Source organism: Convivina intestini (assembly GCF_003096575.1).
In the GTDB taxonomy this organism is placed as follows: domain Bacteria; phylum Bacillota; class Bacilli; order Lactobacillales; family Lactobacillaceae; genus Convivina; species Convivina intestini.
The window spans coordinates 24,607-51,004 of the sequence record NZ_QEKT01000005.1; the positions used below are offsets into that span (position 1 = coordinate 24,607).

Annotated in this window: 27 protein-coding genes; 1 reads left to right on the forward strand and 26 read right to left on the reverse strand. The window is 41.7% G+C overall.

Annotated features, from left to right (window positions below):
- The 23 genes from cls to C7384_RS08055 form a co-directional block, all read right to left on the reverse strand.
- Entirely contained in the window at positions 1-1,440 is a 1,440-nt protein-coding gene (cls, locus tag C7384_RS04920; RefSeq protein WP_089938802.1) for a cardiolipin synthase, read from the reverse strand.
- Between the two features lie 46 nt (positions 1,441-1,486).
- On the reverse strand, positions 1,487-2,020 hold the full coding sequence (locus C7384_RS04925) for an adenine phosphoribosyltransferase (RefSeq protein ID WP_089938800.1): 534 nt from the start codon (positions 2,018-2,020) through the stop codon (positions 1,487-1,489).
- 39 nt (positions 2,021-2,059) lie between these two features.
- Positions 2,060-4,042 (reverse strand): single-stranded-DNA-specific exonuclease RecJ, encoded by a 1,983-nt coding sequence (gene recJ, locus C7384_RS04930; protein WP_089938798.1) that lies wholly within the window; start codon positions 4,040-4,042, stop codon positions 2,060-2,062.
- Entirely contained in the window at positions 4,029-4,985 is a 957-nt protein-coding gene (gene rnz / locus C7384_RS04935) for a ribonuclease Z (RefSeq protein ID WP_089938796.1), read from the reverse strand. Before rnz ends, recJ begins: the two co-directional genes overlap by 14 nt.
- A gap of 97 nt (positions 4,986-5,082) precedes the next feature.
- Complete coding sequence (gene trmD / locus C7384_RS04940) at positions 5,083-5,820, reverse strand: tRNA (guanosine(37)-N1)-methyltransferase TrmD (RefSeq protein ID WP_089938794.1); 738 nt, start codon at positions 5,818-5,820, stop codon at positions 5,083-5,085.
- Entirely contained in the window at positions 5,820-6,338 is a 519-nt protein-coding gene (gene rimM / locus C7384_RS04945; RefSeq protein WP_089938792.1) for a ribosome maturation factor RimM, read from the reverse strand. The genes trmD and rimM overlap by 1 nt, the downstream gene beginning before the upstream one ends.
- Positions 6,339-6,431: 93 nt before the next feature.
- Positions 6,432-6,833 (reverse strand): 30S ribosomal protein S16, encoded by a 402-nt coding sequence (gene rpsP, locus C7384_RS04950; protein ID WP_089938790.1) that lies wholly within the window; start codon positions 6,831-6,833, stop codon positions 6,432-6,434.
- Positions 6,834-6,926: 93 nt separating this feature from the next.
- Positions 6,927-9,722, reverse strand: a complete 2,796-nt coding sequence (gene ileS, locus C7384_RS04955) for an isoleucine--tRNA ligase (RefSeq protein WP_089938788.1) — start codon at positions 9,720-9,722, stop codon at positions 6,927-6,929.
- Positions 9,723-9,993: 271 nt separating this feature from the next.
- Positions 9,994-10,704: a DivIVA domain-containing protein gene (locus tag C7384_RS04960; protein ID WP_165806780.1), complete on the reverse strand. Its 711-nt coding sequence runs from the start codon at positions 10,702-10,704 to the stop codon at positions 9,994-9,996.
- A 38-nt stretch (positions 10,705-10,742) separates the two neighbouring features.
- On the reverse strand, positions 10,743-11,537 hold the full coding sequence (locus tag C7384_RS04965) for a YlmH family RNA-binding protein (RefSeq protein WP_089938783.1): 795 nt from the start codon (positions 11,535-11,537) through the stop codon (positions 10,743-10,745).
- Positions 11,537-11,785, reverse strand: coding sequence for a YggT family protein (locus C7384_RS04970; RefSeq protein WP_089938781.1), 249 nt, complete (start codon positions 11,783-11,785; stop codon positions 11,537-11,539). The genes C7384_RS04965 and C7384_RS04970 overlap by 1 nt, the downstream gene beginning before the upstream one ends.
- A gap of 5 nt (positions 11,786-11,790) precedes the next feature.
- Positions 11,791-12,222 (reverse strand): cell division protein SepF, encoded by a 432-nt coding sequence (locus C7384_RS04975; protein WP_089938779.1) that lies wholly within the window; start codon positions 12,220-12,222, stop codon positions 11,791-11,793.
- Positions 12,223-12,231: 9 nt separating this feature from the next.
- The gene (gene ftsZ, locus C7384_RS04980; protein ID WP_089938776.1) at positions 12,232-13,506 is read right to left on the reverse strand and encodes a cell division protein FtsZ; all 1,275 of its coding nucleotides are present in this window, start codon (positions 13,504-13,506) and stop codon (positions 12,232-12,234) included.
- 21 nt (positions 13,507-13,527) lie between these two features.
- Positions 13,528-14,880: a cell division protein FtsA gene (gene ftsA / locus C7384_RS04985; RefSeq protein ID WP_089938774.1), complete on the reverse strand. Its 1,353-nt coding sequence runs from the start codon at positions 14,878-14,880 to the stop codon at positions 13,528-13,530.
- Between the two features lie 100 nt (positions 14,881-14,980).
- On the reverse strand, positions 14,981-15,631 hold the full coding sequence (locus C7384_RS04990) for a cell division protein FtsQ/DivIB (protein WP_133240783.1): 651 nt from the start codon (positions 15,629-15,631) through the stop codon (positions 14,981-14,983).
- An 82-nt stretch (positions 15,632-15,713) separates the two neighbouring features.
- Positions 15,714-16,814, reverse strand: coding sequence for an undecaprenyldiphospho-muramoylpentapeptide beta-N-acetylglucosaminyltransferase (gene murG / locus C7384_RS04995; RefSeq protein ID WP_089938770.1), 1,101 nt, complete (start codon positions 16,812-16,814; stop codon positions 15,714-15,716).
- Positions 16,814-18,169, reverse strand: coding sequence for a UDP-N-acetylmuramoyl-L-alanine--D-glutamate ligase (gene murD, locus C7384_RS05000; RefSeq protein WP_089938768.1), 1,356 nt, complete (start codon positions 18,167-18,169; stop codon positions 16,814-16,816). The genes murG and murD overlap by 1 nt, the downstream gene beginning before the upstream one ends.
- Positions 18,170-18,215: 46 nt before the next feature.
- On the reverse strand, positions 18,216-19,178 hold the full coding sequence (gene mraY / locus C7384_RS05005) for a phospho-N-acetylmuramoyl-pentapeptide-transferase (RefSeq protein ID WP_089938766.1): 963 nt from the start codon (positions 19,176-19,178) through the stop codon (positions 18,216-18,218).
- 9 nt (positions 19,179-19,187) lie between these two features.
- Complete coding sequence (locus C7384_RS05010; protein ID WP_089938764.1) at positions 19,188-21,326, reverse strand: penicillin-binding protein; 2,139 nt, start codon at positions 21,324-21,326, stop codon at positions 19,188-19,190.
- A 5-nt stretch (positions 21,327-21,331) separates the two neighbouring features.
- On the reverse strand, positions 21,332-21,697 hold the full coding sequence (locus C7384_RS05015) for a hypothetical protein (protein WP_089938762.1): 366 nt from the start codon (positions 21,695-21,697) through the stop codon (positions 21,332-21,334).
- Between the two features lie 11 nt (positions 21,698-21,708).
- Complete coding sequence (gene rsmH / locus C7384_RS05020; protein ID WP_089938760.1) at positions 21,709-22,662, reverse strand: 16S rRNA (cytosine(1402)-N(4))-methyltransferase RsmH; 954 nt, start codon at positions 22,660-22,662, stop codon at positions 21,709-21,711.
- A gap of 26 nt (positions 22,663-22,688) precedes the next feature.
- The gene (mraZ, locus tag C7384_RS05025; RefSeq protein ID WP_089938758.1) at positions 22,689-23,120 is read right to left on the reverse strand and encodes a division/cell wall cluster transcriptional repressor MraZ; all 432 of its coding nucleotides are present in this window, start codon (positions 23,118-23,120) and stop codon (positions 22,689-22,691) included.
- 137 nt (positions 23,121-23,257) lie between these two features.
- A complete protein-coding gene (locus tag C7384_RS08055) occupies positions 23,258-23,464 on the reverse strand; it encodes a hypothetical protein (RefSeq protein ID WP_133240784.1) in 207 nt (68 codons plus the stop codon).
- Positions 23,465-23,668: 204 nt separating this feature from the next.
- Here C7384_RS08055 and C7384_RS05035 point away from each other — a divergent pair, with 204 nt between their 5' ends.
- Complete coding sequence (locus C7384_RS05035; protein WP_089938753.1) at positions 23,669-23,875, forward strand: DUF4044 domain-containing protein; 207 nt, start codon at positions 23,669-23,671, stop codon at positions 23,873-23,875.
- 73 nt (positions 23,876-23,948) lie between these two features.
- Here C7384_RS05035 and C7384_RS05040 read toward each other — a convergent pair whose 3' ends face one another.
- The 3 genes from C7384_RS05040 to rpmB form a co-directional block, all read right to left on the reverse strand.
- Complete coding sequence (locus tag C7384_RS05040) at positions 23,949-25,655, reverse strand: DAK2 domain-containing protein (RefSeq protein WP_089938751.1); 1,707 nt, start codon at positions 25,653-25,655, stop codon at positions 23,949-23,951.
- An 8-nt stretch (positions 25,656-25,663) separates the two neighbouring features.
- Positions 25,664-26,029, reverse strand: a complete 366-nt coding sequence (locus C7384_RS05045; RefSeq protein ID WP_089938749.1) for an Asp23/Gls24 family envelope stress response protein — start codon at positions 26,027-26,029, stop codon at positions 25,664-25,666.
- Positions 26,030-26,180: 151 nt separating this feature from the next.
- A complete protein-coding gene (gene rpmB / locus C7384_RS05050) occupies positions 26,181-26,381 on the reverse strand; it encodes a 50S ribosomal protein L28 (protein WP_047974341.1) in 201 nt (66 codons plus the stop codon).
- Positions 26,382-26,398: the final 17 nt, after the last annotated feature.

The following is a 26,398-nucleotide window of genomic DNA, read 5'->3' on the forward strand; positions in this document are numbered from 1 at the left end:
TTATAAAATTGGTGCTAATAATCGACTAAAATGCTGTTTAAAATTCAGCCACCAGGACTGTTTCGCAAAATCAGCTGGGCTTTCTAAGGTGGCATCCTTCAAATCTTCTTCAAAAATTTGCCCTAATTTATGGGCAAGGGCCTTGTCATAAATAAAAGAATTAATTTCAAAGTTTAATTTGAAACTGCGAAAATCAAAATTAGCTGATCCAACCGAAGCCATCTTATTATCGATTACCACCGTTTTAGCATGGATAAAGCCCTTACGGTAATAATAGACTTTAACTCCAGCAAGCGCTAACTGATGGGCATAATACTGCGTCGCCCGGTAAACAAAGGGATGATCCGGCATGCAGGGCACCATAATTCGGACATCAATCCCCGAACTAGCCGCAATCCGCAAAGCATCGTAGGTACTATCATCAGGAATTAAATAAGGCGTTTGAATCCAACAAGTCCGCTGAGCTAACTGAATTAAACGAATATAGCCCATTTTAATTTGCTGTTCATCTGAATCCGGGCCAGAGGTAACAATTTGTAAATTACTATTGCCATCCGTTGCCACCAATGGGAAGTACTCGGCTAAAGTTGCCTTGATTGGATTCTTAATATCCGTGGCATTCCAATCTAAAATAAATTGTCCCTGTAACTGGTAAACCGCTGGACCACTAATCCGTAAATGGGTATCACGCCAATAACCAAACTTACGACTCCGATTCATATACTGATCACCAATATTAAAGCCACCAATATATCCCAGCTGACCATCAATCACCACAATTTTACGGTGATCACGAAAGTTCAAACGAAAATCAAACAGAATTGAATGCGTATGCAAAAATGGTCGGGCATAACCACCCGCTAACCGTAGTGGCCTAAAAAATAATTCGCTGGTCCCAAAAGAGCCTAAACTATCATAAACCACATGCACCTTAACCCCTTGACGGGCCTTTTCAACTAAAATGTCACGAATTTGATGACCTAATTTATCACTGTAAAAAGTGTAAAATTCAATATTAATCGTTGCTTTAGCTGCTTTTAAGTCCTTAATTAGTTGTTCAAATAGCTGCGGACCATTCGTAAAAATCCGGACATGATTATCTGGTGCTAAATAGGTCTGATTCAATGTGTTAAATAAAGTAATCAAACTATTATCGCGACTATTTTTAATGGGTTGTTCATTCGGCCGAATAGCCAACTGTTGTAAACGTTGGCCAATTAACTTACGAATTTCATTAAAATCTTGCGCTTGATAGCGAAATAATCGTTTTTTAGGTAGCTTTCGACCGGCAAAGGAATACAATAGGAAACCAATCACTGGTAGAAAAATCAAAACTAGCATCCAAGCCCAGGTAGCAGCAATATCTCGTGGTTCACGAAAAACCGTTACTAAAGCCAAAATAGTGTTTAATAAAACTAAAAAATACAAAAAATACAGCATTTGGCCATCTCCCGTTTGCTAGCTTGAATTAAAAAAGGCTGGGGCATTAATACTCCATCAATGCTAAGAAAGGCACTTCCCCGGCTTCCATAATTTTTTCACGACCGTGCAGGTCCTCTAATTCAATGATAAAGGCTACCCCAGCCACAACACCGCCTAATTTTTCAATAATTTCTCGGGTCGCATTAATTGTGCCCCCCGTTGCTAATAAATCATCAACAATCAAAATCCGTTGTCCCGGTTTGATAGCATCTTGATGAATTTCTAGTTCGTTAATACCGCCGTATTCTAACGTATAAGAAGCACTAACTGCGGCTCGAGGTAACTTACCACTTTTACGAGCCGGCACAAATCCTACTCCTAAAGCATAGGCCAAGGGTGAACCCACAATAAAGCCACGTGATTCTGGACCAGCAATTAAATCAACATTCAAATCCTTGGCAAATTCTTGGATTTGATTAATTGCTTCCCGGTAAGCTGGTCCACTGCCCATCAAAGGCGAAATGTCGCGAAAGGAGATGCCTAGTTCAGGATAATCTTTTACGGTTGCAACATAATCATGCAAATCAATTTTTTTCATTTATATATCCTCTAAAGAAAGTTAACTTTCCTTCTATTCTTAGTTATTTTGTAAATACTTACGATAACTTGGTGATGCACTAAGTGATTTTTTATCGGCCGTATGGTTGACGATTACATATCCAGTTTGAATAGTAACAAAATCTAATTCTATAAAGACTTGAAGCACCAACTTAACCTGCACAACAGTTAAATTTAATTGCCCAGCAACATTGCTTATATTTTGTGCAAAATTCAAATCCTGATGCTGCACGATAAATTTGTAAACTCGAGCAAAGAGGACTTTATGATTCCCAGTTTGCGCAGTTGCTTCCGGAACTTGAACAGTTAAATCGCTCAATAAGAGCTGTAAATTTTCCTGTCCACGGAAATAATTAATACCCAGGCTAGCGATAAAACTATCTAAGGGCTGTTTTTCTAGGGCCTGGACCCAATCCGGATGGTTAAAACCGACTGCTTCAATAGGCTGTTGCAAACCCGGTAACTTTAACTTTAGGTGCTGTTGCGTGGCACCCATGGTCGTTTTAGCCAACACTCGGGGTTGATCAAATTCAAAAACCGGCTGGGGATTATCAACCCCAAAAGGTTCTAAAATTGATAATTGTTGATACAAATCAGTCGTTAAAGCGGTCGTCTTCAACACCGCAGTGACTGCCACCGGTGCTTTAACCAACTTTAAATCACGACTTCCCTGGGCGACTTGTTTTTGTAAGTCCGCTAATCGAGCCGGATCAACTGACAAGCCCAAGGCCCCGGCATGCCCACCAAAGTTTAGGTATAGGTCTTGATACTGGCTCATAAATTGATGCAGGTCAAAATCACCAAATGAGCGGCCCGAACCCTTATAGATACCATCAACTTCACTCAAAACCACTACTGGTTTTTCTAGTAAATCGACTAATCGACTGGCCACAATTCCTAAAATTCCTTGATGCCAACCTTGACCAGCAACGATGAGGACCCCCTGATTTTTAAAATCAGCTTGAAGAGCAATTTGTTTACTGGCCGCAAAGACCTCTTCCACGATTTCACGCCGTTGATCATTAAGAGCCTCGACTTGGGTAGCTAATTTTTTAGCTTGTTCAAGATCATCACTGCGTAGCAAATCAACACCCAGTTGGGCATCGGCAATCCGACCGACTGCATTTAACCGTGGCGCAATTTTAAAAGCAACCGTTTCGGCTGTAACTGGTTCTTGACTGGCATGTTTGGCAGCTTTTAACAGGGCCTGGATTCCGGGGCGAGGACTCATACTTAACTGTTTGAGCCCCTGTGAAACTAAGGCCCGATTCTCCCCTGCTAGTGAGACCATATCGGCAATTTCTCCTAGGGCCACGAGATCAAGAAAATCGACGGGCAAATCTTCCCAGCTAATAACCGGCTGATCCTCATTTAGGAGCGCTTGAGCAACCTTAAAAGCAACGCCAGCTCCTGATAAATCAGCAAAAGGATAGGCGCCTTGCGGATGGCGCGGATGAACAATGGCATAAGCTGGCGGAAGACTCGCTGGTAGCGCGTGATGGTCAGTGATAACCACATCGACTCCCTGGTTTTGGGCGTACTCAATGGCAGCATTTCCTGAAACGCCATTATCAACTGTAATAATTAACTGGGTGTCCTTGGCAATTAGTTCCTGATAACGGTCGAGATTGGGTCCATAACCATCTTGAAAACGATTAGGAATATAGGCCATCACATCCGCGCCCAGTATTTCAAGCGCTTCAACCATAATCGTCGTACTAGTCATGCCATCTAAATCATAATCGCCATAGACGACAATTTTTTCGCCACCAAAAGCAGCCGCTTGAATCCGTTCAACGGCTACATCCATATCGTGGAATTCAAAAGGACTGTGCAGCTGATTGACATTAGGCCGCAAAAAGGCCAAAGCCTGTTCCGGAGTATCAATCCCACGCTGGACCAAGATACCAGCCGTAAAAGCAGCAATATTTAATTGATCAACTAATGCTTGAACCTGTTTGGAATCAGGCTGTGGTAAAATTTGCCAATTACTTTGACTCATTGAGCTCCTTTTTAAAGGGAATATCTACTATGTCAAAATCCCGTGCAACATAGGTATTGGGGAAAATTTGACGGACATCGGTAATAAGATTTTTTAACAGCGGACCTAAATAACGCGCCGAAATATGGGTCAAGATCAACCGTCCTACGCCCGCTTCCTTGGCTACTCGAGCGGCATCAGCACTGGTAGAATGGCCGTGGGCCTTAGCTAGCTTAAAGTCTTCAGGTGTTTGACCATAAGTACTTTCATGAACCAACACATCGGCACCCTTAGCGAGGTTAACAATTTCAGGATTAGGCCGGGTATCATAAACAATTGCAATAATGCGCCCCTGTTGTCGAGGGCCAATGTAATCCTGCCCATTCACTGTACGGCCATCAGCTAATTGAACGGTTTGACCAGCCTTTAAGAGACCATAGACTGGTCCAGCTGGAATATTATCTTGTTTGAGCTTATCAACCAAAAGTTCACCAGCATGATCTTTTTCCTCAACTCGAAAGGCCCAGGATTCAATTCGGTGTCGCATTGGTGCAGCAATTACTCGAAAAGTTTGATCTTCAAAAATAATACCGGGTTGAATTTCGACATAATGAATGGGATAGGATAGATGACTATCAGAAACTCGCAGCGCTGTTTGAACAAAAGACCGTAAGCCTTTAGGCCCATAAATTGTCAAAGGTTCATCTTTGTCCGCCCCTTGGAAAGAACGAGAGCTCAAAAATCCTGGTAGACCAAAAATATGATCCCCGTGTAAGTGAGAAATAAATACTTTTTCAATCTTACGCGGACGAATACTAGTTTTTAAAATCTGATGTTGTGTTGCCTCTCCAACGTCAAAAAGCCACACAGCATTCCGCTCATCTAACAGTTTAAGCGCAGTACTGGTGACGTTTCGACCCTTGGAAGGTTGACCTGATCCGGTCCCTAAAAATTCGAGCTGCATAATTTATCCTCTATTGAAATGATGTCAATCACCCCGTATAACTACAATATTTTACCATAATTTAGCTATAGGCCCCGCCAAAAATAAAAGAGAGCCTTTAGCCCTCTTCGATTTCGCTTTTAATATCGTCCAAAAGATCGCGTTCCTGGGCTGTTAAAGTCCGATTAGTCAGTAAATCTGGTCGACGTAAGTAAGTACGGCGCAAGGATTCCTTTAATCGCCATTCGGCAATTTTAGCATGGTTCCCACTGAGTAATACATCTGGCACCGCACGCCCACGAAATTCAGCAGGTCGAGTGTACTGGGGATACTCTAAGAGCCCATCTTCAAAGGAATCTGTATTAGCACTGGCCTGATTACCTAAAACTTCTGGTAAGAAACGCACGGTCGCATCAATCATTACCATGGCACCCAACTCACCACCGGTTAAAACATAGTCCCCTAGGGATAGTTCTTCATCGACTAGTTCACGAATCCGTTCATCATAACCTTCATAATGTCCAGCAATAAAGGTTAAGTGATCATAACCGGCCAATTCTTGGGCAACCTTGTGGTCAAATTTGCGACCAGCTGGATCCATCAAAATCACATGTCCACGCTGACCAGCTTCCTGTTCAATATGATCAATGGCATCAAAAATTGGCTGAGCGGTCAAAAGCATCCCCGCACCACCACCAAAAGGATAGTCATCAACATTATTGTGTTTATTGGTTGTATAATCTCGAAAATCGGTTACTTGAAAATCTAATTTTCCCCGTTCAATGGCTTTTCCCACAATTGATTGATGCATGGGGGCAAACATATTTGGAAATAGACTTAAAACATCAATTCGCATTAATCAAATAACCCTTCTAAAACCTCGATGGTAATCCGCTTTTGCGCCACATCAACCTCTTTGACAACATCGGCAATCACCGGAATCAATCCTTCTTTACCATTGGTCAACTGTACGGTCCAAACGTCATTAGCCCCTGTAGTGAAAATATCAATAATTTCACCCAAAACTGTTTGGTTTAAATCAACTACCTGACAGCCAATAATTTGGTCATAGTAGTATTCACCAGCAGCTAAGTCTTGACGTTGGCTACCACTTACATACAGATCATGCCCTTTAAACACCTCTACCAAATTAATATCAGCATAATTTTCAAAAGTTAGTAACCACATCCCCTTATGCGGCCGACTGGCCTTAATTACTAGTTCTTGATATTGGCTCTGATCCATATCCAAATAAACCAGTTGTCCCTTGGCAAAACGCTCTTGGGCAAAATCAGTGGTTGCTTTTAATTTTACTTCACCGCGGATTCCATGGGTATTGACAATGGTTCCGACTTTATAATATTTTTCTTCCATAGCTACTATTATACCAAGGTCTGGGGGATAAAGTCGGTTTGTTTCCTCACAAAAAAACTACCTTGACCTTACGTCAACGGTAGTTTTTAAAAATTATACTAATTCAAGCAATTCAGCCTTCTTCGCTGATGATGCGTAAGAAATACCTTGGGCATCCAAGTATTCCTTGATTTCAGCAACAGTGTTCTTAGCTGATGGCTTGCTGCCACTTGCCTTAGGAGCAGCGTTACCTGACTTAGCAGCATTGAACTTAGCAATGATGCCAGCCTTAGTCAAAAGGTTACGAACAGTATCAGAAGGTTGTGCACCGTTTCCTAACCATCCCATAATCTTTTCTTCGTCCAACTTTACTTCAGCTGGTACAGTGATTGGGTTATAAGTACCCACAGTTTCAATAAAGCGGCCATCACGTGGTGAACGTGAATCAGCAACTACCACACGGTAGAAAGGACGCTTCTTGGCACCCATGCGCTTCAAACGAATTTTAACTGCCATGATTTAATTCCTCCGTTAATTTAATGACTGGTATTAGTATGCCATCATTTCTAGATAATGTCAAGCAAATATACTTGACAGTCTAATTAATAATTATTCAAAACCTTCACTAACGGCTGCGGGATAGAATTCACGGACAATTTCAGCTTCGTGTTTAGATAGCTCTGGGAAGGCTGAATCTGCTCCCAAATCTTCATGATACATCCGGTCTCGTGGTGAAACCTTACCGCGAGCATGACTCACTGTTACTTGCAAACCATCATAATCTCGGCTGGCTTCATCAGCCTGACTAGCATCCTTGAGGTCTAACTGCGATACCATTAACAACAAGCGGGCGTTCAAACCAAGACGGGTCAAAACGTCTTTTTGTTCTTGGGTTAGGTAAAGAGTAACGGCAGCTTCGGCATTTTTACCAATTAATTCAGCTTCTCGAGCGTCTTCAAGGGCCTTATTAACCGCAGTTCGCATCTTCATAAAGGCTTGCCAATCAGCCATCATAGCACTCGTATCACCTAAATCTTGCACGACTGGCATTTCTGAAAGATAGGCAAAATCACTAGTTTCGTTTGGTAAGTATTCCCAAACTTCTTCGGCCGTATGAGGCAAAACTGGTAGTAGTAACTTCGTCAAAGCCAACAAAGTCTCATAAAAGACGGTTTGCATGGAACGTCGTTGCGGACTAGTTGGTGCTTCAACGTAGACAACATCCTTGGCAATGTCTAAGTAAAATGCTGATAAATCAACATTTACAAAGTTAATCAAGCGCTTAAAAATATCGTTAAATTGATAGTTATCATATGAAGCGCGGATTTCTTTAACAAAGTCATTTAAGAGCACGGTAAAATACTGATCATGGGCTTGACGGTCAGCAAAAGATACCTTATCTTGCTCATAGTTAAAGTCACTAGTATTGGCTAGTAAGAAGCGCAAAGTGTTACGAACCTTACGATAACTTTCAGAAACCTGCTTTAAGATTTCCTTAGAAACCGGCATATCCTGAGAAGTATCGACGGTAATCGTCCATAACCGTAAGATTTCAATCCCCATTTGGTCAGCTACTTCTAGGGGAGAAATCGTGTTTCCAAGCGACTTTGACATTTTATTACCCTTACCATCCAGGGTAAATCCTTGCGATAGTAGGTTTTTATAGGGCGCCTGTCCATAACTAGCCACCGAGGTAATCAACGATGAATTAAACCAACCACGATATTGATCAGACCCTTCAAGGTAAAGATCAGCCGGATAATCTAATTGTGGTCGTTGACGCAAAACTCCGTTCCAGGATGAGCCTGAGTCAAACCAGACATCCATGATGTCTTCTTCTTTAGTAAATTCGCCATTAGGTGAATGTTCATTGGTATAACCAGCTGGTAATAACTCCTTGGCACTATGTTCAAACCAGTAGTTTGAACCATGTTCTTCAAAGAGTTGGGCTACATGATTGATGATTTGTTCATCAACAATGGCTGTCCCATCTTCTGCATAGAAAATTGGTAGCGGTACACCCCAAACTCGCTGACGGGAAATAACCCAATCACCCCGATCGCGAATCATGTTATAAAGACGCTTCTTACCCCAACCAGGATAGAAATTAACTTTATCAAGTTGATCCAAAATTTCTTGACGGAATTTTTCAACTGAGGCAAACCACTGCGGCACAGCTCGCCAAATGATTGGTTTTTTAGTACGCCAATCAAATGGATAGGAGTGGGTAATTTTTTCTTTAGCCAAAAATAGGTTGGCATCTTGCAATTTATTGATGACTAAGCCGGTAATGTCATCGTAAAACTTACCCTCAAATTCAGGACCAGCTTCAGCAGTCATGTACCCTTTTTCATCAACAGTCACAATAATTGGCAAATGGTACTTGCTACCAACATTATAATCATCTTCACCAAAACCGGGCGCTGTATGGACCAAACCAGTTCCAGAATCCAGGGTCACATGATCAGCGTTCATCACTAACTCTTCGGCCTCGGGGTCCCAAGGATGGTAGGCCGTGATTTTGTCTAACTCCTGGCCCTTATAGGTAGCCAACGTTTCCCAAGCATCCCAACCAAACTTAGGTGCAACTTGTGGCAACAATTCTGTAGCAACCACGAACTTACGTTTTTCACCCGCTGGTTGAACTACTGAATACTCAAAATCAGGTCCTAAGGTAATTCCCCGAGAAGCAGTTACCGTAAAGGGCGTCGTTGTCCAGACCACAAAATAAGTATCATCATCTAGCAGTCCCTTGCCATCTTTAACTCGGTTGGCATAAAAAAGTGAAGTTGAATCAATATCATGATATTCAATTTCGGCTTCGGCCAAAGCGGATTCAGATGACCAAGACCAATAAACTGGCTTAGCTCCCTTATAGATATAGCCCTTACCAGCCATCTTTCCAAAGACGCGTAACTGGGCAGCCTCAAATTCTGGTTGAAGGGTTAAATAAGGATGTTCCCAGTCGCCTAAAACACCTAGGCGCTTGAAGTCTTCACGTTGCTTATCAACTTGTTCTAAGGCATAGTCTTTGGCCAAATTACGCCACTGGGCCTTAGGCATAGACTTACGATCATAGCCGGCTTTAGTCAATTGCTGTTCAATTGGCAAACCATGGGTATCCCACCCCGGTACGTAAGGTGCATAATAACCAGTCATGTTCTTATAACGGACAATAATATCTTTAGTAATTTTATTTAAAGCATGCCCTAAATGAATGTTTCCATTCGCATAGGGAGGCCCATCATGTAAATTAAAGTGTGGCTTCGTCTCATTTTGAGTTAAACGTTGTTGGTAGAGATTATTCTGATACCACTTGGCCTGACGCTCGGGCTCAGTTTTAGGGAGTGATCCCCGCATTGGAAATTTAGTCTTACCTAAATTTAATGTATCTTTATACTTCATAAAAACTGCCTCCTTTTGAATAAAAAACGTCCTGTGCAACATAATTGCACAGGACGTTTGAACGTGGTACCACCCATTTTTTAGTTGTAAAATACAACCCTCTAATCAGTGATAACGGTCTGAACCGCCCAAACTTAACAATTTTCATCTTCAGTCTGGGTGAATGGTAATTGATCCGATTAATAACAGAGACTACCACCTCACACCAACGTGGCTCGCTTTGAGCGTGTTATTAATCCTTCTGGATTACCTCAATTTATTGTCTATTATATTAGGGATTGTCCGGGAAAACAACCAGCGTTGGATCATCATCTTGCTTATCGCTTGGTTGAGCAGTATCACCGCTTGCTTCAACTGCTGGAACATCGCCCGGTTCAGCCACTACATCAGCTGATGCCATGTTAACTGTTTCAACGGTGTTAACTACTGGCGTTTCCACTGGACTAGCCTCAAGCGCATTAACCGAAATTTGACTAGTTGGTAACAAAGATACGGCTGCATCTAGTTGTTGGCTTTCTAATAGGTTCTTTTGTTGGGTTAACAAATTAGCAAAGGAATCCCGGAATTTAATGACTTCACCACGTAAGCGATTTTGCTCATTGATAAGGTCCACATTTTCCTGGGCCAAACGTTTAGCTTCCACGTCAGCCTTGCCACGAGCATCATCAATAATTTGAGTAGCTGCTTCACGAGCTTGACTAACCTGTTTTTGTGATTCTTCTTCAGCCTCACGACGGACCTTGTTAGCCATCTCTTGGGCAAAGATAATTGACTGGTTAACTTCTTCTCGCTGGCTTTCTAGCTGCTTTACCCGCGTCTCTAATTGTTCATTGGTAGCACTTAAATGATCATAGCGAGCAATCAACTCACGATAGTCATTATTAACACTATCTAAGAAAGTATCAACCTCTTTGGCTAAATAAGCCTTAGATCCTTTACGAGTAAATTCATGATTTAAAATTTCATCCGGTGTTAATGCCATCATTAATTCCTTTCTCATTCCCATTCAACCACAACAAACTATCGTTTAATAACGTTAAAAGTAGCTTTAATTTTATCTTTTTTACTACGCCCCGTAACAGTTAATAGACGTAATCGGCCGTAATGACGCACCGAAATGATGTCCCCGATATCAATTACACTATCTGCTTTTTGACATGTAGCCCAATTAATTCTAACTAATCCTTGATCTATCATAGTCTTGACCACTTGACGGGATAGACCAAAAATAGCTGCAACAACTAAGTCAATCCGCAGGGAAGCTAGCAGGACAAATTCTTCCTGCCCGGCATCCAACTTATCGTAAGCAAAATCCAATGCTAATACCAACCAATTAACTTTACTATTACCAATGTGGTCGACATTTTGTGTAATGAAACTGACTAATTGCTGATCAACCAGCAATTGCCATTGACTTTCATTAACATCCGATAAAATATCACCCAGCTTTTTTCGATCTAAGCCTGCTGCTAAAACAGCGCCTAAAATATCTGCCTGACGCAAATGGTTAAACTTTTGCGGATAATCAATCCCCAGTAAGCTGATTTCAAAATCAGCTTGGGATAAATCAAAATAATCGGGAGCGATAATCGCCCGACGCGCTTCTGCTGAGACAATTCCACCATTAAAGGCTAGTTGAAGATCTTTTTGACGAGCTACCAAACTACTTAAAATGTATTGCTCGCGGGGATTTAAAAATGGCGTTAAAATCTCTCGGCTATCAAGGGATACTCGTCTCAACCAATCTTCAACTTGAGCAATAAAAGCAAACTCATCTGGTCGAAAATGTTGTTTAATTTGATCATCACTTGCCATCAGAGCAAATTTGACAATAACTTCATCACAAATTGCAAGACTAGCAAAGCAATAATCGGCGAGAAATCAATTGAAGCCACCGTCGGGATAAAACGAAATAACCGTAAATAAGGTACGACCACTCGGCTAATTTCCCGGCCCAACCATGAATTGGCCGCACCTGGCAACCAAGACATTAAAGCAAATACCACGATTAAAAAACTATAGAATTGAATAAAATAACTTACAATTGATAAAAAAAGCGCCATTAGAATTAGTACCGACTAGCAGGCTCTAAATTATCACTAAGTGAACCTGAAATTTCAAATGTATTTGGTGTAACTAAGAAAATTGACTGTCCAATTCTTTCAATCTCACCATCAACTGCATAAACTGAACCACCTAGAAAATCCAAAATTCGCTTAGCTTGTCCTTCATCAATTTGAGTGAAATTAACAATCACCGCTTCACCACCCAATACTTGGGAAGCAATTGCACGTGAATCCGAATAAACTTTAGGTTCAAACAAAGCAATCTTACTGCTAATTGTAGCTAAATCACGATTGGTGATTTTACCCCGATTAGCATTATTGTTTGAATTTTTAGCACCAGCTGGAACTTCTTGAGTTGGTGTTTCGTGAAACTCTTCTTCCTCATAGTAGTCATCATCACTACTAAATAAACGCTTAATTGAATCAAATGCCATAATAGCTCCTTACCGTTTCTTGAAGAATGGTGGCTTATCATCATCTTCAGAAGACAAATCTAAATTAACACCCTTATTATCGCCTTCAACTGGGTCAAAACTGCGCTTTTGAATGCCATCAAAGCGACCATCATCACCCTTAGTTGCTGTTGAAGAAATATCCCAATCAGCAAATGGATCTCGAGGTTCTTTTAGATTACCGTCTTCTTTAACAGTGGTTTGATCATCTTCACGATTAAAAACTGACTCTTGGTCATCACTAGTCTTAGGCTTAGTAAACAAACCGTCTTGCTTTTGATGCATAGCATTCTTGGGATCAACGCCACTGGTTTTTTGAAGTCCAGTGGCAATTACTGTAATTCGAATTGAATCCCCTAGATTTTCATCAATCGAGGTTCCAAAAATTACGTTGACGTCCCGACCAGCTTCTTGGTTAATGACGTCAGCAGCTGCTTGAGCTTCAAACAATGACATGTCTGGACCACCAGTAATGTTTAGCAAAACATCCTCAGCCCCAGCCATATCAACTTCAAGCAATGGTGATGAGATAGCCGCCTTCGTTGCATCGGCTGCGCGAGATTCTCCGTTGGCTACACCAACACCCATCAAAGCTGGACCAGCATCCTTCATGACAGTTTTAACATCGGCAAAATCCAAGTTAATAAAGCCGGGATTAGTAATCAATTCAGAAATACCACGAACGCCTTGTGAGACAACGTCATCAACAATCTTAAAGGCTTCTGACAACGGCGTGCGTAAATCAATCCGATCTTTAAGCCGTTCGTTAGTAATCACGATTAACGAGTCTACTGATTCGGATAATTCTTGCAAGCCTTCGACTGCATAGCGGCTACGCTTAGGTCCTTCCCAAGAAAATGGTCGAGTCACAACGGCAACGGTTAAGGCTCCCTGTTCTTTAGCAATCCGAGCTACTACTGGTGCAGCCCCGTTACCCGTTCCACCACCCATACCAGCAGTGATGACCACCATATCAGCACCCTTAAGGGCTTCTGCTAATTCTTCCGAAGACTCCTCAGCGGCCTTAGCACCACGTTCTGGATTGGAACCAGCACCTAATCCACCAGTCAATTTTGGCCCGATCTGAACCTTAATATCAGCTTGTGACTTGTTTAGAGCCTGAACATCGGTATTAGCGGCGATAAATTGAACGCCACCAATTCCTTCATCAATCATGTGGTTAACAGCATTTGAACCACCGCCACCAACTCCGATTACCTTGATTACCGCGCCATTGCTCTGCGCTTCATCCATTGAATAACCCATAAATTCACTCCTTAAAAAATGTTATTTTTTCTCGTCGTCTTCTTCTTTAAATAAGTTAGTAATCCTTGTGCGCCAACGGTTCAAAAAGCCACCACCAGCTTGCTCATCAACGTAAATCTCATCTTCTTCATCGATTTGCGTTTCGATTGCTTCATCAGCCCCGCTGACTTGGTGATACGGTGCAACGTGACTGGCACCCTCCTCATCAAACTGAGCCATCAAAACCCGCTTAACTACCTCTTGTAACTGCGTTTCCGAACTATTAAACAAGACGTAGGACAAAGCGCGCGAATAGGCGGGATGTCGTAGCCCAATTTGGTCTGGGACTGACATATGCACATTATCACCAAGCCGTTCTTTGGCAAAAGCCAATGAACCAGGCAGTGCTGAATTACCACCGGTAATAATGAAGCCACCCGGCAAATCCATGGCACCAATGAATTTCAAGCGCTCAATCACTCGGTCATAAATTTGACCTAATCGAGCAGCAATGATTTCAGCCAAGTACTCTTCATTAGTGATTTGGGCTTCATTTTCGCCGACCACTTCAATGAAAAACGTCTGGTTGGCCGATGCTTGACTAGGTGTAGCAAAGCCGTGATCCCGTTTGATATTTTCAGCATCATTGTATGAAATACCTAACACCGTTGAAATATCGCGAGTAACATTATCGCCACCTTCAGGATCCACAAAAGTAAACTTTAACTGATGGTCATGAATAACTGAAACAGTGGTTTGTCCCCCACCCAAGTCGATAAGCACCGAGCCAAAATCCTGTTCCCCATCATTTAGGATCGTTTCGCCCATCACCAACGGAGCTAAGACAAATTCTTTAACCCGTAGGCCGGCCTTTTGAACCGCCATTCGGATATTATCAATCATCTTACTAGGGCCAAGATAGGCTAGTCCACGCAATTCAAGGCGCACACCAATCATATCATTAGGATCCTTAACACCGTCAAAACCATCCACAACAAAGTCACTAGGAACTAATTCAATGACCTCTTTGCCATTATTAGATAAACCAGCTAAAGCCTGCTCGGTAACGTTGGCGACATCGTTATATGTAATGCGCTTATTTTGATTCTCGATGGATACCAAACCATCAGCGTTACTAATTTCTAGCTGATTAGCAGGTAATCCAACAACCACTTCTTGAATCTCAATGTTAGCTTTTTCACGAGCATAATCAATTGCCTGTCGAATCGCACTAGCAGTCTCATTAATGTCAACAATGATGCCATTACGAATTCCACGGGATGGCGCATTACCTGTGGCAATCACATTAAAATGTTGGCCATCGGTTTGCGCCACGACTACTTTAATTAAAGTAGCACCAATATCTAATCCTACTGTCACGCCCGTCTGGCTCATGAAACTTCCCCTTTTTTAATAAAAAATTTAGAAACTAACCTAAAGATAATCTTAACATAAACAAATAACATAGTGTTGTGCTAGCACAGCTTTTTTCGTATTATTCTTTACTTTTATTCCCATAGGCATACGAGTAAGAACCATACTGAAGATCAACAACCCCTTTATCGTTCATCTGCGCCACAATGCTAGGATAATACTTCATTTTATCGGCAAAACTTCGGATGCTAGCATACACTGTATTGCCATCATTCATAACCAAAATGATTTTTTGATTATTATTTTTATCAGGTGCAAAAATAATTTCACTTACGTTATGCCGAATCGCATAGTTCAAAGTGGTAAAAGATTTAGCTACTTGACTACGTTGCTGATCATCTTTAAAGCCGGTATAAATCGGTGCGATTCCATTGGGTTTATCAACTTTTAACTTACGGGCTTGACTATCTAATTCGAACCACTGGCCATTTTGTAAGAAAAAACCAGCATTAACGCGCTCGTGTACGATGATTTCTAATTTTTGCCCCGCTAATTTAAAATCAGCATCCGTTATCTTATCGTTAGCCATTTTAAGACGATTCACTAAAAATATTTCCTGGCCTACGACCTGCCAACGGTAACTACCAGGACCAATCTTTAGAACCTTTTTAACATTTTGTTCTGGAATATTGACCGAGGAAACATGGACAGTACTAATTTTTTCCCAAGGACGCCAATAGCTAAAAAAAATCACCAATAGTAAAAAAAACATAAAAAAAACTGCAATACGACTAAGGAGTGAATTTTTATGAGTATTTTTTTTACTAAATTGTGAATGATTTTTTTTCAAGATATCACTCCGCCATGGCATCCAAAACTAAACGATATAATGCTTCTCCAGCTTGAGGCTCTCCGATAGCTGCGGCCTTTTTAGCCATATCAGCCCGCATCGTTTGATCAAGCATAATTTGATCAACAGTGGCCATAAGTTTTTGTTCAGAAAGCTGGTCTTCGGTAATCATCAAGGCCGCCCCAGCCTCGACTAAACTCTGCGCATTTTTTCGTTGATGATCACCGGTTACATAAGGACTTGGAATCAAAATGGAAGGAATCCCAAGAGCAGTGATTTCAGCTAAGGAAGTAGCACCCGCTCGGGCAACAATGGCAGCTGTTTTAGCTAACACCGCTGGCATATTGTCAATGTAAGGTAAAATTTTAATTTGCGCTTGTGGCGTTATATTCAATTCTTTTAACTGAGTTTGGAAACTGTCAAAGCGCTTTGGCCCGGTTACAATCACGGTCTGATAACTGCGTTGGTTAAAATCAGACATTGCCTGTAACACTGCCTTATTAATGGCTGGTGCACCTTGTGATCCACCAAAAATCAATAAAGTTGGCTGATTATCAGTTAAACCAATCTCTGTCCAACTAAAATCAGATTGAATTCCGGCCACCTCTTGGGCCCGGGGATTACCAACTAACCGTGTTTTTTCACTTGGGAATTGACTTTCGGCCGCCTGAAAGGCCAAGCCAATGCGAGTTGCTTTACGGGCCAAAAAGCGATTAGTAATCCCAGCAACTGAGTTTTGTTCATGAATAACTGTGGGAATTTTGAGGGCTTGGGCAGCATAAACAACTGCCCCACTGACATAGCCGCCTGTGCCAATCACTACATCCGGCTTAAAATCGCGAATAATTTTTTTAGCGCGATGGACTGCTTTTAAGAAGAAATATAAGGTTTTAAAATTATCAAATGATAAAGAACGCCGGAAACCTTGAATTTCAAGTTGATCAAAAGCCATCCCAGTTTTCGGAACGATATTGGCCTCAACCCCACGTAAAGAACCAACATATAAAAATTCAGAATCAGGTTCATGTTCCTTAATAACCTTTGATAACGCTAGGGCTGGATAGATATGGCCACCAGTACCGCCACCTGATAAAATTACCCGCATCAATTTTCTCCTTGTTCAAATGCTTCCTGCAGGGCTTGGGTGTAAACTTCCCCACGGACTTCAAAGTTATCATACTGATCCCAACTAGCTGCAGCAGGAGAAAGTAAGACTACATCGCCTGGTTGCGCTAATTTAATGGCCATCGGTGCTGCACGTTCCACATCAATAGCAGTAATGACTGGTAGGTGTTGAGATCGAGCTAATTCCACTACCTTTTGTTGCGTTTGTCCAAAGGCAATGACCCCTTTGACATGCTTTAAATTAGGTGCTAAGCGCATCAAATCATCCCCACGGTCCAAGCCGCCTGCTAACCAAATTGTTGGCTTAGTGAAGCTATCTAAAGCCGCTTGGGTTGCTTCAATATCAGTTGCTTTCGAGTCATTATAATAAGCCACACCATCTCGGTCAAAGAGATGCTGCAAACGATGAGGTACTCCACCAAAACTTTTTAGGACTGCTGCCATCGCCGTAGTAGGGACGCCAGCTAGTTGGGCAACTGCCACTGCTGCTAGAATATTTTCTAGATTTTGTGGGCCCACCAGACGGATTTGATTCAATGGCAAAACTGTCTGTCCATCAACGATTAGGTCAGTTTGATTTACGTGGGCAAAGGTTGGACTTTCCTGGCGTGAAAATTCATAAACTTGCGCAGCTGTTTTAGTCGCAAAGTCAGGACTATCAGCTCCTTGGGCATTGAGAACCAAAACTTGGTCAGGACGCTGATCTTTGGTAATCCGAAACTTTGCCGCTACATAGTTTTCCCGGGTTTTATGGTAATCAATGTGGTTGGTAAAGATATTGGTAATCAAGGCAATATCCGGTTGAATAGCCGGAATTCCCAACAATTGGAAACTTGAAAGCTCTAATAGGAGCGTATCCGAAGACTTTAAGGCACCGACCACCTCACATACTGGTGTACCGATATTACCGGCAACTGTGACTGAGACCCCTGCTGTTTTTAACATTTCACCGATTAATGAAGTGGTGGTGGTCTTTCCATTGGAACCTGTGACCGTAATTAAACGTCCTTGGAAAGTTGATAGGGCAACGGCAACTTCGGTTAAAATTGGTATTTTTAGTACTAATGCCTTTTGAACCAGGGGATGATCATAATTAATTCCTGGATTTTTAACAATGTAGGCAAAATCAGGCGAAAGTTGTTCAGCTTGATCACCAATGACAAATTCAACACCGGCTGCTAATAACTGCTGATAGTCAGTATCATCTGGATAAGGATCACGATTAATCACTGTTACCTTGGCCCCTAAATCTAATAAGCGCTTGGCTGCTGCCTTACCGGAGCGGGCCCAGCCAAAAACTAAAACTTTCTTTTCGTTAAATACTAATTGTCCCATTTAATAATTACTTCCTATCCAAATATGTACTGTGGTAAAACCACAATTAACCGATAACATTAACACCAATAACAGCAAGGACGAGGGTAATCGCCCAGAAAAAACCATCAATTTGCCATTCTGACCAGCCCATTTTTTCAAAGGTGTGGTGAATAGGTGCCATCGGAAAGACGCGCTTATGATAAAAATGATAACTGAAAGTCTGGATAATAACGGACAAGGTTTCAATGACAAAAACCAGCCCAAACCAGAGAAGCGATAAGGAGGCATGCAAGAGAATTGACTCAATCGCTAAACCAGCCCCCAGTGCTAAGGAACCTGTATCTCCCATGAATATTTTAGCCTTGGGATGGTTATAAAATAGAAAACCGATTAAAGCGGCCATGAGAGCAAAATTAAATGTTAAAATGCTAGGATTTCCTGCTCGCCAAGCCAAAATGGTAAAGGCACCATAAACGATTAGGGCTGTTCCAGCCAATAAACCATCCAAGCCATCGGTCAAATTAGTGGCATTAGACCAACCAACTAACCAGAACCAGAGGAAGAAGAAATAGAAGATACCAAGGTTGACTGGACCAACCCAGGGAATGGTAATGATGAAAGGAACTTTGAGGGCCCACATTAGCAACATCATCAAAACGGCACTCAAGGTCTGAGCCAACAGTTTCGGTTTGAAAGCAAAGCCCTCATCGGCATGCCGAATTAATTTTAAGGCATCATCAATACCACCAATCGCGGCAAAAGATCCCACTGCCACAATCAAAATCAAGGTCCAAGTGAAACTGGTCCAACTTTGATAAGAACTAGGCATACAAAGAGTGGCAATAATTGTTGCTGCGATAAATAAAGCACCACCCATGCTAGGCGTTCCGGCCTTAGCACGATGATCAGGCCCTAATTTACGAATAACAGCTTGCTCTTTTGACTGTCGTAAAAACTTAATGACAAAGGGCATTCCTCCTACCGTGATAATCAGGGCAATCAAAAACACCAAAAAATTCTCCTTCATTATTTCCCCCTACTCTTTTTCCTTTAACTCGACGCTTACAACCGACTGACCATTCACTTCTTGACCGGCTTCCATACTCTGTTTGGTAATAAAACCTGTGCCATCAGTCTTAAGGTTAAAACCAGTCTCATTGGCGTAGCGTTGTGCTTCAGCCAAGCTCCACCCGTCCATATTTGGTAATAACGTTTTACCGTTAGCCTTTAGAATGATCAATTGATCTTTGAGGGCATAACTACCAGCCGAAACTGACTGCGTCTTAACCCGACCAGTTGAACCGACCACAGCAACCCGTAAACCAGCCTTTTCTAGCTTACCACGAGCATCATCAATTGATTGACCGGTAACTTGCGGTAATTTAACTTCATTTGTTTTTGATTTTACCGCACTCTTGCTATCATTCAAAGCCTGGAGCATGACCGGCCGAAAAACTTTATTCAACGTGAGCTGAATGTTAGGATCAGGGAAAACTTTTGGCTGGCGGACCGACACATACATAATGAAGCGCGGATTTTCTTCTGGGACAATCGTCATGACCGAATGAATATCATTATTCAAGCCATCTAAATAACGACCATTTTCTGAAATTTGAGCCGTTCCGGTCTTGGCTGAAATTTGATAACCAGCATCGCGTAAATCATACTGCTTGGCTGTTCCAGTTTCTTGATTAACAACATCTGTCATGTACTTACGAACTTCTTTAGCAGTGGCAGCAGTTATCGGCTGCCCCACGGTTGTGGTTTTGCCTTGATATAGGGTTTTACCAGTTTTAGAATCGGCCACTTTTTCAACCAGATATGGTTTTACCTCTTTACCATTATTGGCAATCGCACTATAGGCTTGCAATAGTTGTAAAGTAGTCACGTTAATCGCCTGTCCGTAAGCGGTATTGGCCTGGTCAATGGCCTGTTGGAAGGAAATTGACCCACTGGCTTCATTTGGTAAATCTGAATGGGTCGGCTCTAAGAAATGGAAACGATCGATATACTTTTTCCAAGTTGTCGCCCCCAAAGATTGTTCAATGTGGGCAAAGGCCACATTCGAAGAACGCCAATAACCTTCTCGGTAGGTTAGCACCCCTTCATTTTGCCCAAAGGCATCAACAATTCGGCCCCCATCAATGTTCAAACTTCCGGATTGGTAGGTGTCATTAGGGTGCCATTTACCTTCTTGGATGGCAGCCGCTAGGGTGATGGTTTTCATTGTTGATCCTGGTTCAAAGGTCGATTGGTTTAACAAATTCACCCAGTTATCTTTTAAGCCATCTTGCGAGTTGGGATCAAAATTTGGTCGCTGAGTCGCCGCTAAAATTTTACCGGTCTTACTATCCATCAAAACCGCCATTGCAGACTTAGCTTTGGTACCATCAAACATGACATCCATTCGATTTTCCAAAGTAGTTTGTAACTTTTCATCCAGAGTTAAGGTAACATTATCACCGTTTTTAACTTGATTTTGTCCTTGTGACACCTGATTACCCAGATAATCCTTGACGCCATCCTTACCCTTTAAACTCTTATTACGGGTATCTTCAATCCCTAAAATACCATTCAGGGTATTTTTACCAAAGGCATTGGTAATCGAGTTGGTTAAACCAATAATATGGGAAGCCATCCGATTATTAGGGTAATAACGAGCCGGCTGCGGGATAAAGCCTACTCCCGTTAGTTTCATCGCCTTAATTTTATTGTATTGGTCTATATTTAGGCCTTTACCGGCTGTACCAAACTCAACTTGCAATTTATTGCTATCTAAGCGTTTTAAAATATCATCCTCAGATAAATCAATCACTGAACTTAATTTCTTGGCAGTTTCTTTTTTATCTTGAACATACTTGGGTTTCTTACCATCAAACTGATTTTTATCTAAAACGGCATATAAATCATAAACCGTACTGTTATCAGCTAAAACTTCGCCATCAGTAGAAAAAATTCGCCCCCGCGTAGCAGCTACCATCTGCTCTTGCATAAAGGCTTGACGGGTTGCCGTGGTTAAATTATGTGAATTAACTCGCTTTAAGGTAGCAATTTGTAACAAACGTAAGCCCATAATCAAAATTAGCAATCCAGTCGCAATCAACAGAAAAAAGCCAAAAAATTTGGCATTTTTTGACACTCTTCGATTGGATAGACGCTTAATTTTTTTACTCATAATAGTTATTGATTAATATTACGGACGCTATCACCCGTCTGTGACATTTTTGATTTTTTAGCAACATCATCTAAATTCTGACGGTTTATTTTTTTTTGAATATCAGCCCTCAAACTATCATTATCTTGCTTAATTTGAGTCATTTTACGCTGCGTTTGGACATTCTTTTGAAGCACATTATCGGTTTGAACACTAGTATAAACTGTAGCCAACATAATTATTAGCGTTCCCAAAGCAAAGCCAAAAACTAAACGCCGTTCATTTTTAGTCCAAACCGCGGCTTTATAGCGTTTCAAAACTTTCTTTTTAGCTGGTTTATTAGAAAAATCACGGGCTAAATTAGCGGTCCGGTAACTTGGATTTTGTGCCATAAGATTAACTCCTAATCCTTTGAAAAATGAATCCGCTCAATTGCACGTAACTGAGCTGACTGGGCGCGATGATTGTTTTGAATTTCGCTTTCACTGGGTTTAATTGCCTTACGGCTTAACAAGCGATAATCAGCTTCAAACTGGCCAGGTAGGACTGGCAGTTCGGCCGGTAAATCCGGTCCACTCGCTTTTTCACGAAACATTTGCTTTACTAAGCGATCTTCTAACGACTGAAAGGTAATTACGCTGACACGTCCCTGTAAGTCCAATAATTCTAAGGCCTGCGTTAAAGAATCTTCCAAAGCACCTAATTCGTCATTAACTGCAATTCTCAGCGCTTGAAATGTTCGCTTAGCCGGATGTCCGCCGTGACGACGAGCTGGCGCTGGAATAGCTTCTTTAATAACCTCAACCAATTCTAGTGTGGTATCAATACTTTTTACTTGCCGACTTTGCTCAATTTTACGAGCAACCTGCTTAGGAAATCGATCTTCACCATAACGACTTAAAATACGATAGAGGTCTTGAAAGGACCACTGGTTGACAATCTGCCAAGCTGTTAAAGTCTGCCGCTGATCCATGCGCATATCTAACTGCGCATCATGATTATAGGAAAAGCCACGCTGACCATCATCAAATTGAACCGAACTGACCCCTAAATCATAGAGGACTCCATCAACGTGTTTAACCTGCTGATTAGCTAAAGCTGACTTTAAATCACGAAAATTTTGATGTACTAGTACTAATTTACCAGCCGCAATCTCAGTGGCATACTGGTCTTGATTGTAGGCAATGGCCACATCATCTTGATCAAAACTGTATAAACGCCCAGTTTCTAGCTGTTTAAGGATTTCACCGGTATGACCACCACCACCTAAAGTAGCATCGACATAAATACCATCTGGTTTGATCGCTAAAAATTCAACGGCCTCTTTTAATAGGACGGTTACGTGTTCAAATGCCATTATGTCTCCTTACTCGTATGCAGGCCTTAAAAGTCAAAATCAACCAAACCTTCAGCAATTTCGTCAAAGTCTTCAGCAGTAGCTTGGGTATAGTTTTGCCAATTTTGGCTACTCCAAATTTCAAAGCTATCACCCGCTCCGGTAATGACCACATCTTTATCTAACTGGGCGTGCTGTCGTAAATTACTGGGGATCACAATTCGGCCTTGTTTATCAAATTCAGCCTCTAAGGCCCCCGCCATGACAAAGCGTTTGAAAGCCCGGGCTTCTTTTTTACCAATCGGTAGTTGATTTAAATGTTTTTCAAGATTTTCCCAAACATCGCGGGGCATGGCCCGCAAGGCATGCTCCATCCACTTAGTAATGACAAAACTATCCCCCAGTTGATGGCGGAATTTAGCAGGAATAATCAGGCGACCCTTAGTATCAACGGTATGTGAATATTCTCCCATGAACATAAGAATCGCCTCCTTTCCTCTGCTTTACTAAGATTAATTTACCACATTCCCCCACTTTCCTCCACTTTTTTACCACTTAGTTTCAATTAGAGACCATAAAAAAAATCTTAAGAACTAATTAAGTCCTTAAGATTTTTTTATTTTTTTAAATAAATGGCCACAATCACAACTACTAATTCAGCTAAAATCGCCACCAAGGCAGACCATTGCCAATATTTATGAAAAAAAACATGCACTGGCCAATCCTTTCCCAATAACCACCAAGAAAAAACCAAACCAAGAAATAACCATATTCCTAAGATGAATGGTAAATATGACACCCCAAAAGCTAATCCCATCGTCATATAGAGGGCAATCCAGCTCGGGAATACGGCTAAATCAAAAAAGGTTATCTGTCGCCAGGTACGAAAAAAGTGCCTACAAAAGTACAATAAGATTAAAATTCCTAACAGGCCCAAGGCCCAATATTTCCAATCCATAAACACCTCTAAATTTCAATTTTAAAAAATAATATGATACCATGTTACTATTCTAAGTGAGGGAAAGCTATGGCAACGAATACAAAAAAAATTAAGATTAATAAAAAGTTAGCTGATGAAGTGACGGAACAATTAGATAAACGACCAATTCCCAAGGTCCAAAAAAAGGAAAAAACCAAGTTACATCGTTTAACCCTTTTCATGTCTTTTCTAATGGTCTTCATCATGGTTGGTGGTGTTATTTACGCCGCCGTAAGTGCCTTAGGCTTAATGTGATTTTAAATGATAAATAAAAAGTGGAACCGTGCCGGAGGAATTGATTTTCCAACCGCTACACAGTTCCACTTTTTTATTCAACTGAAATTAAGAATGGATAAAGCGGTTGTTTACCATCATGAATTTCAGTTTCTAAATCTTCATCGTAATCCTGAACCCACTTCATTAATGATTCGGCATCACGTTTTTTAGCATCTTGTCCGTAGATAACCGTAACAATCTCGGAATCATCGTCTAGCATGGCTTGAATCGTGTCGGTAGCCACTGTCATAAGCTTTTTACCGACCACTTCAATCTCACCATCGACAATTCCTAACCAGTCACCATGTTGAATTTCGCGACCATTCAAGCTAGTATCTCGGACCGCCTGGGTAATTTGTGCTGACTTCACTTCTGCCAACAAGGCCGTCATTTCAGCCGCATTATCTGCCAAACTACCTTCAGGGTTATAGCCTAACATAGCCGATAATCCCTGTTGAACCGTTCGACTTTTGACAACTTCAACTGGCACACCAGCCAAATCCACGGACTGCTCCGCCGCCATGAAAATATTACTGTTATTAGGCAAAACAACCGCCGCCTTGGCGCCACTTTCTTGAATAGCTTGTACAATGTCAGCCGTTGATGGATTCATGGTTTGACCACCGCTAATAACGGTATAAACTCCTAAACTTCTAAAGAGTTCGGCCACACCATCTCCAGCGGCAACAGCGATGACGGCTACATCAGGGACCTTGGTTGCTTGAGGCACCTGACCACTTTGCTGGGCATCTTGGCGCTTTTGTTCATCAATAACAGCCTGTTGCTGATCACGCATATTATCCACTTTGACCTTGACCAAAGAACCATACTCAGTTCCCCAATGTAGTACTGATCCTGGATCTTCAGTGTGAACATGCACTTTGACGATCTCATCATCATTAATGACTAGCAAAGAATCGCCTAATTGGGCTAAATAATCATAAAACTCTTGATAATCAAACTGCTTATCAAACGTTGTTCCCCGGGCTATTTCGACCATAATTTCGGTACAATAACCGTACTTAATATCAGCTGGATCCAAATTACTATCCGCCTGAGCACCGGCATGTAAGTTTTCAACCATCCGATCGAGTTCGGCATTATCAGGAGCCGTCAATTCATCTTCATTAAACTGGCCGCTAAGTACTTCATAAAAAGCACGGAGGACGAAAACTAGTCCCTGTCCACCAGAATCAACTACACCGACCTCTTTTAAGACCGGTAATAAATCAGGAGTTGAGTCTAAGGCCGTCTGGGCAGCATCGGTTACAGCAGCCATCAAAGCCACAACATCATCGGTTTCTTTAGCACTTTGATTAGCTTGACTAGCTGCTTCACGAATGACTGTTAAAATTGTTCCCTCAGTCGGCTTCATCACCGACTTATAAGCCACTTGAGCAGCTTCCATTAAAGCGTCAGCCAAATCACGGGCCGACATAGTATCTTTATCAGCAACACTGTTGGCAAAACCACGAAAGATCTGCGATAAAATAACGCCCGAATTACCACGAGCGCCCATCAACAATCCCTTAGAAGTTGCCTTGGCCAAGGCCCCAATCTGAGTATCTAAGGCGTCACGCTCGTACTGAGCACCACTAGCCATCGATAAACTCATATTAGTTCCGGTATCACCATCTGGGACTGGGAAAACGTTTAATTTATTAATTTTTTCAGCATTAGCAGCTAACATGGCCGCAGCAGCATTAATCATTTTGCCAAATTCGACATTGGTTATGGTTGTTACTTTTTTACTTGTCATGTTTCTTCCTAGCGATAGTCGCCCGTTTGAATGCCTTGAATAATAATATTCACTTCGGCAGCCCGAACGCCTAATTGAGCGTCTAAATTATACTTAACCTTTTTTTGGACTGATTTTGAAATTTCAGCCAAGCGCATCCCATACTGAGCCACCACATAAACATCAACACTCAAGCCAATATTCTTTTGATGGACAACCACTCCGCGACCGTAGGTTTCTCGATTTAAAATCTGATCCATTCCATCTCGCAAAGCGGCCCGAGAAGCCATGCCAACTACACCAGGATTAGCAATTGCTGCGCCGCCAACGATACTAGCGATAACATCATTTTCAATGTTAATTTCGCCATTTTTGGTTTTAATTTTTATTGCCATTTCTTTCAGTGATAAGGAATATTACTATTCCCTATTTTCCTTCCAGTCCGTACTTGCTGCCTTCTATTGTATCATATTCAACCAGTTCGATTATTGATAAGCTCGAGGATAAATTCACAAAATAAAAAAGCCACTGAATAGTGACTTTTCATTAAACACGTTCAATGGAACCGTTCTTCAACCCAGCCTTTAAAGTCCGTGCTGTCAAATAAACTTTTTTAGGTGCAGAACCATTAATTTTAACCGTTACTTTTTGCAAGTTAGGCTTCCAACTACGACGACTTGAGTTAAGTGCGTGTGAACGTTGGTTACCGAAACGTGTACGTGCGCCAGTAATAGCATCCTTTGCCATGTTCAACCCTCCTTTTG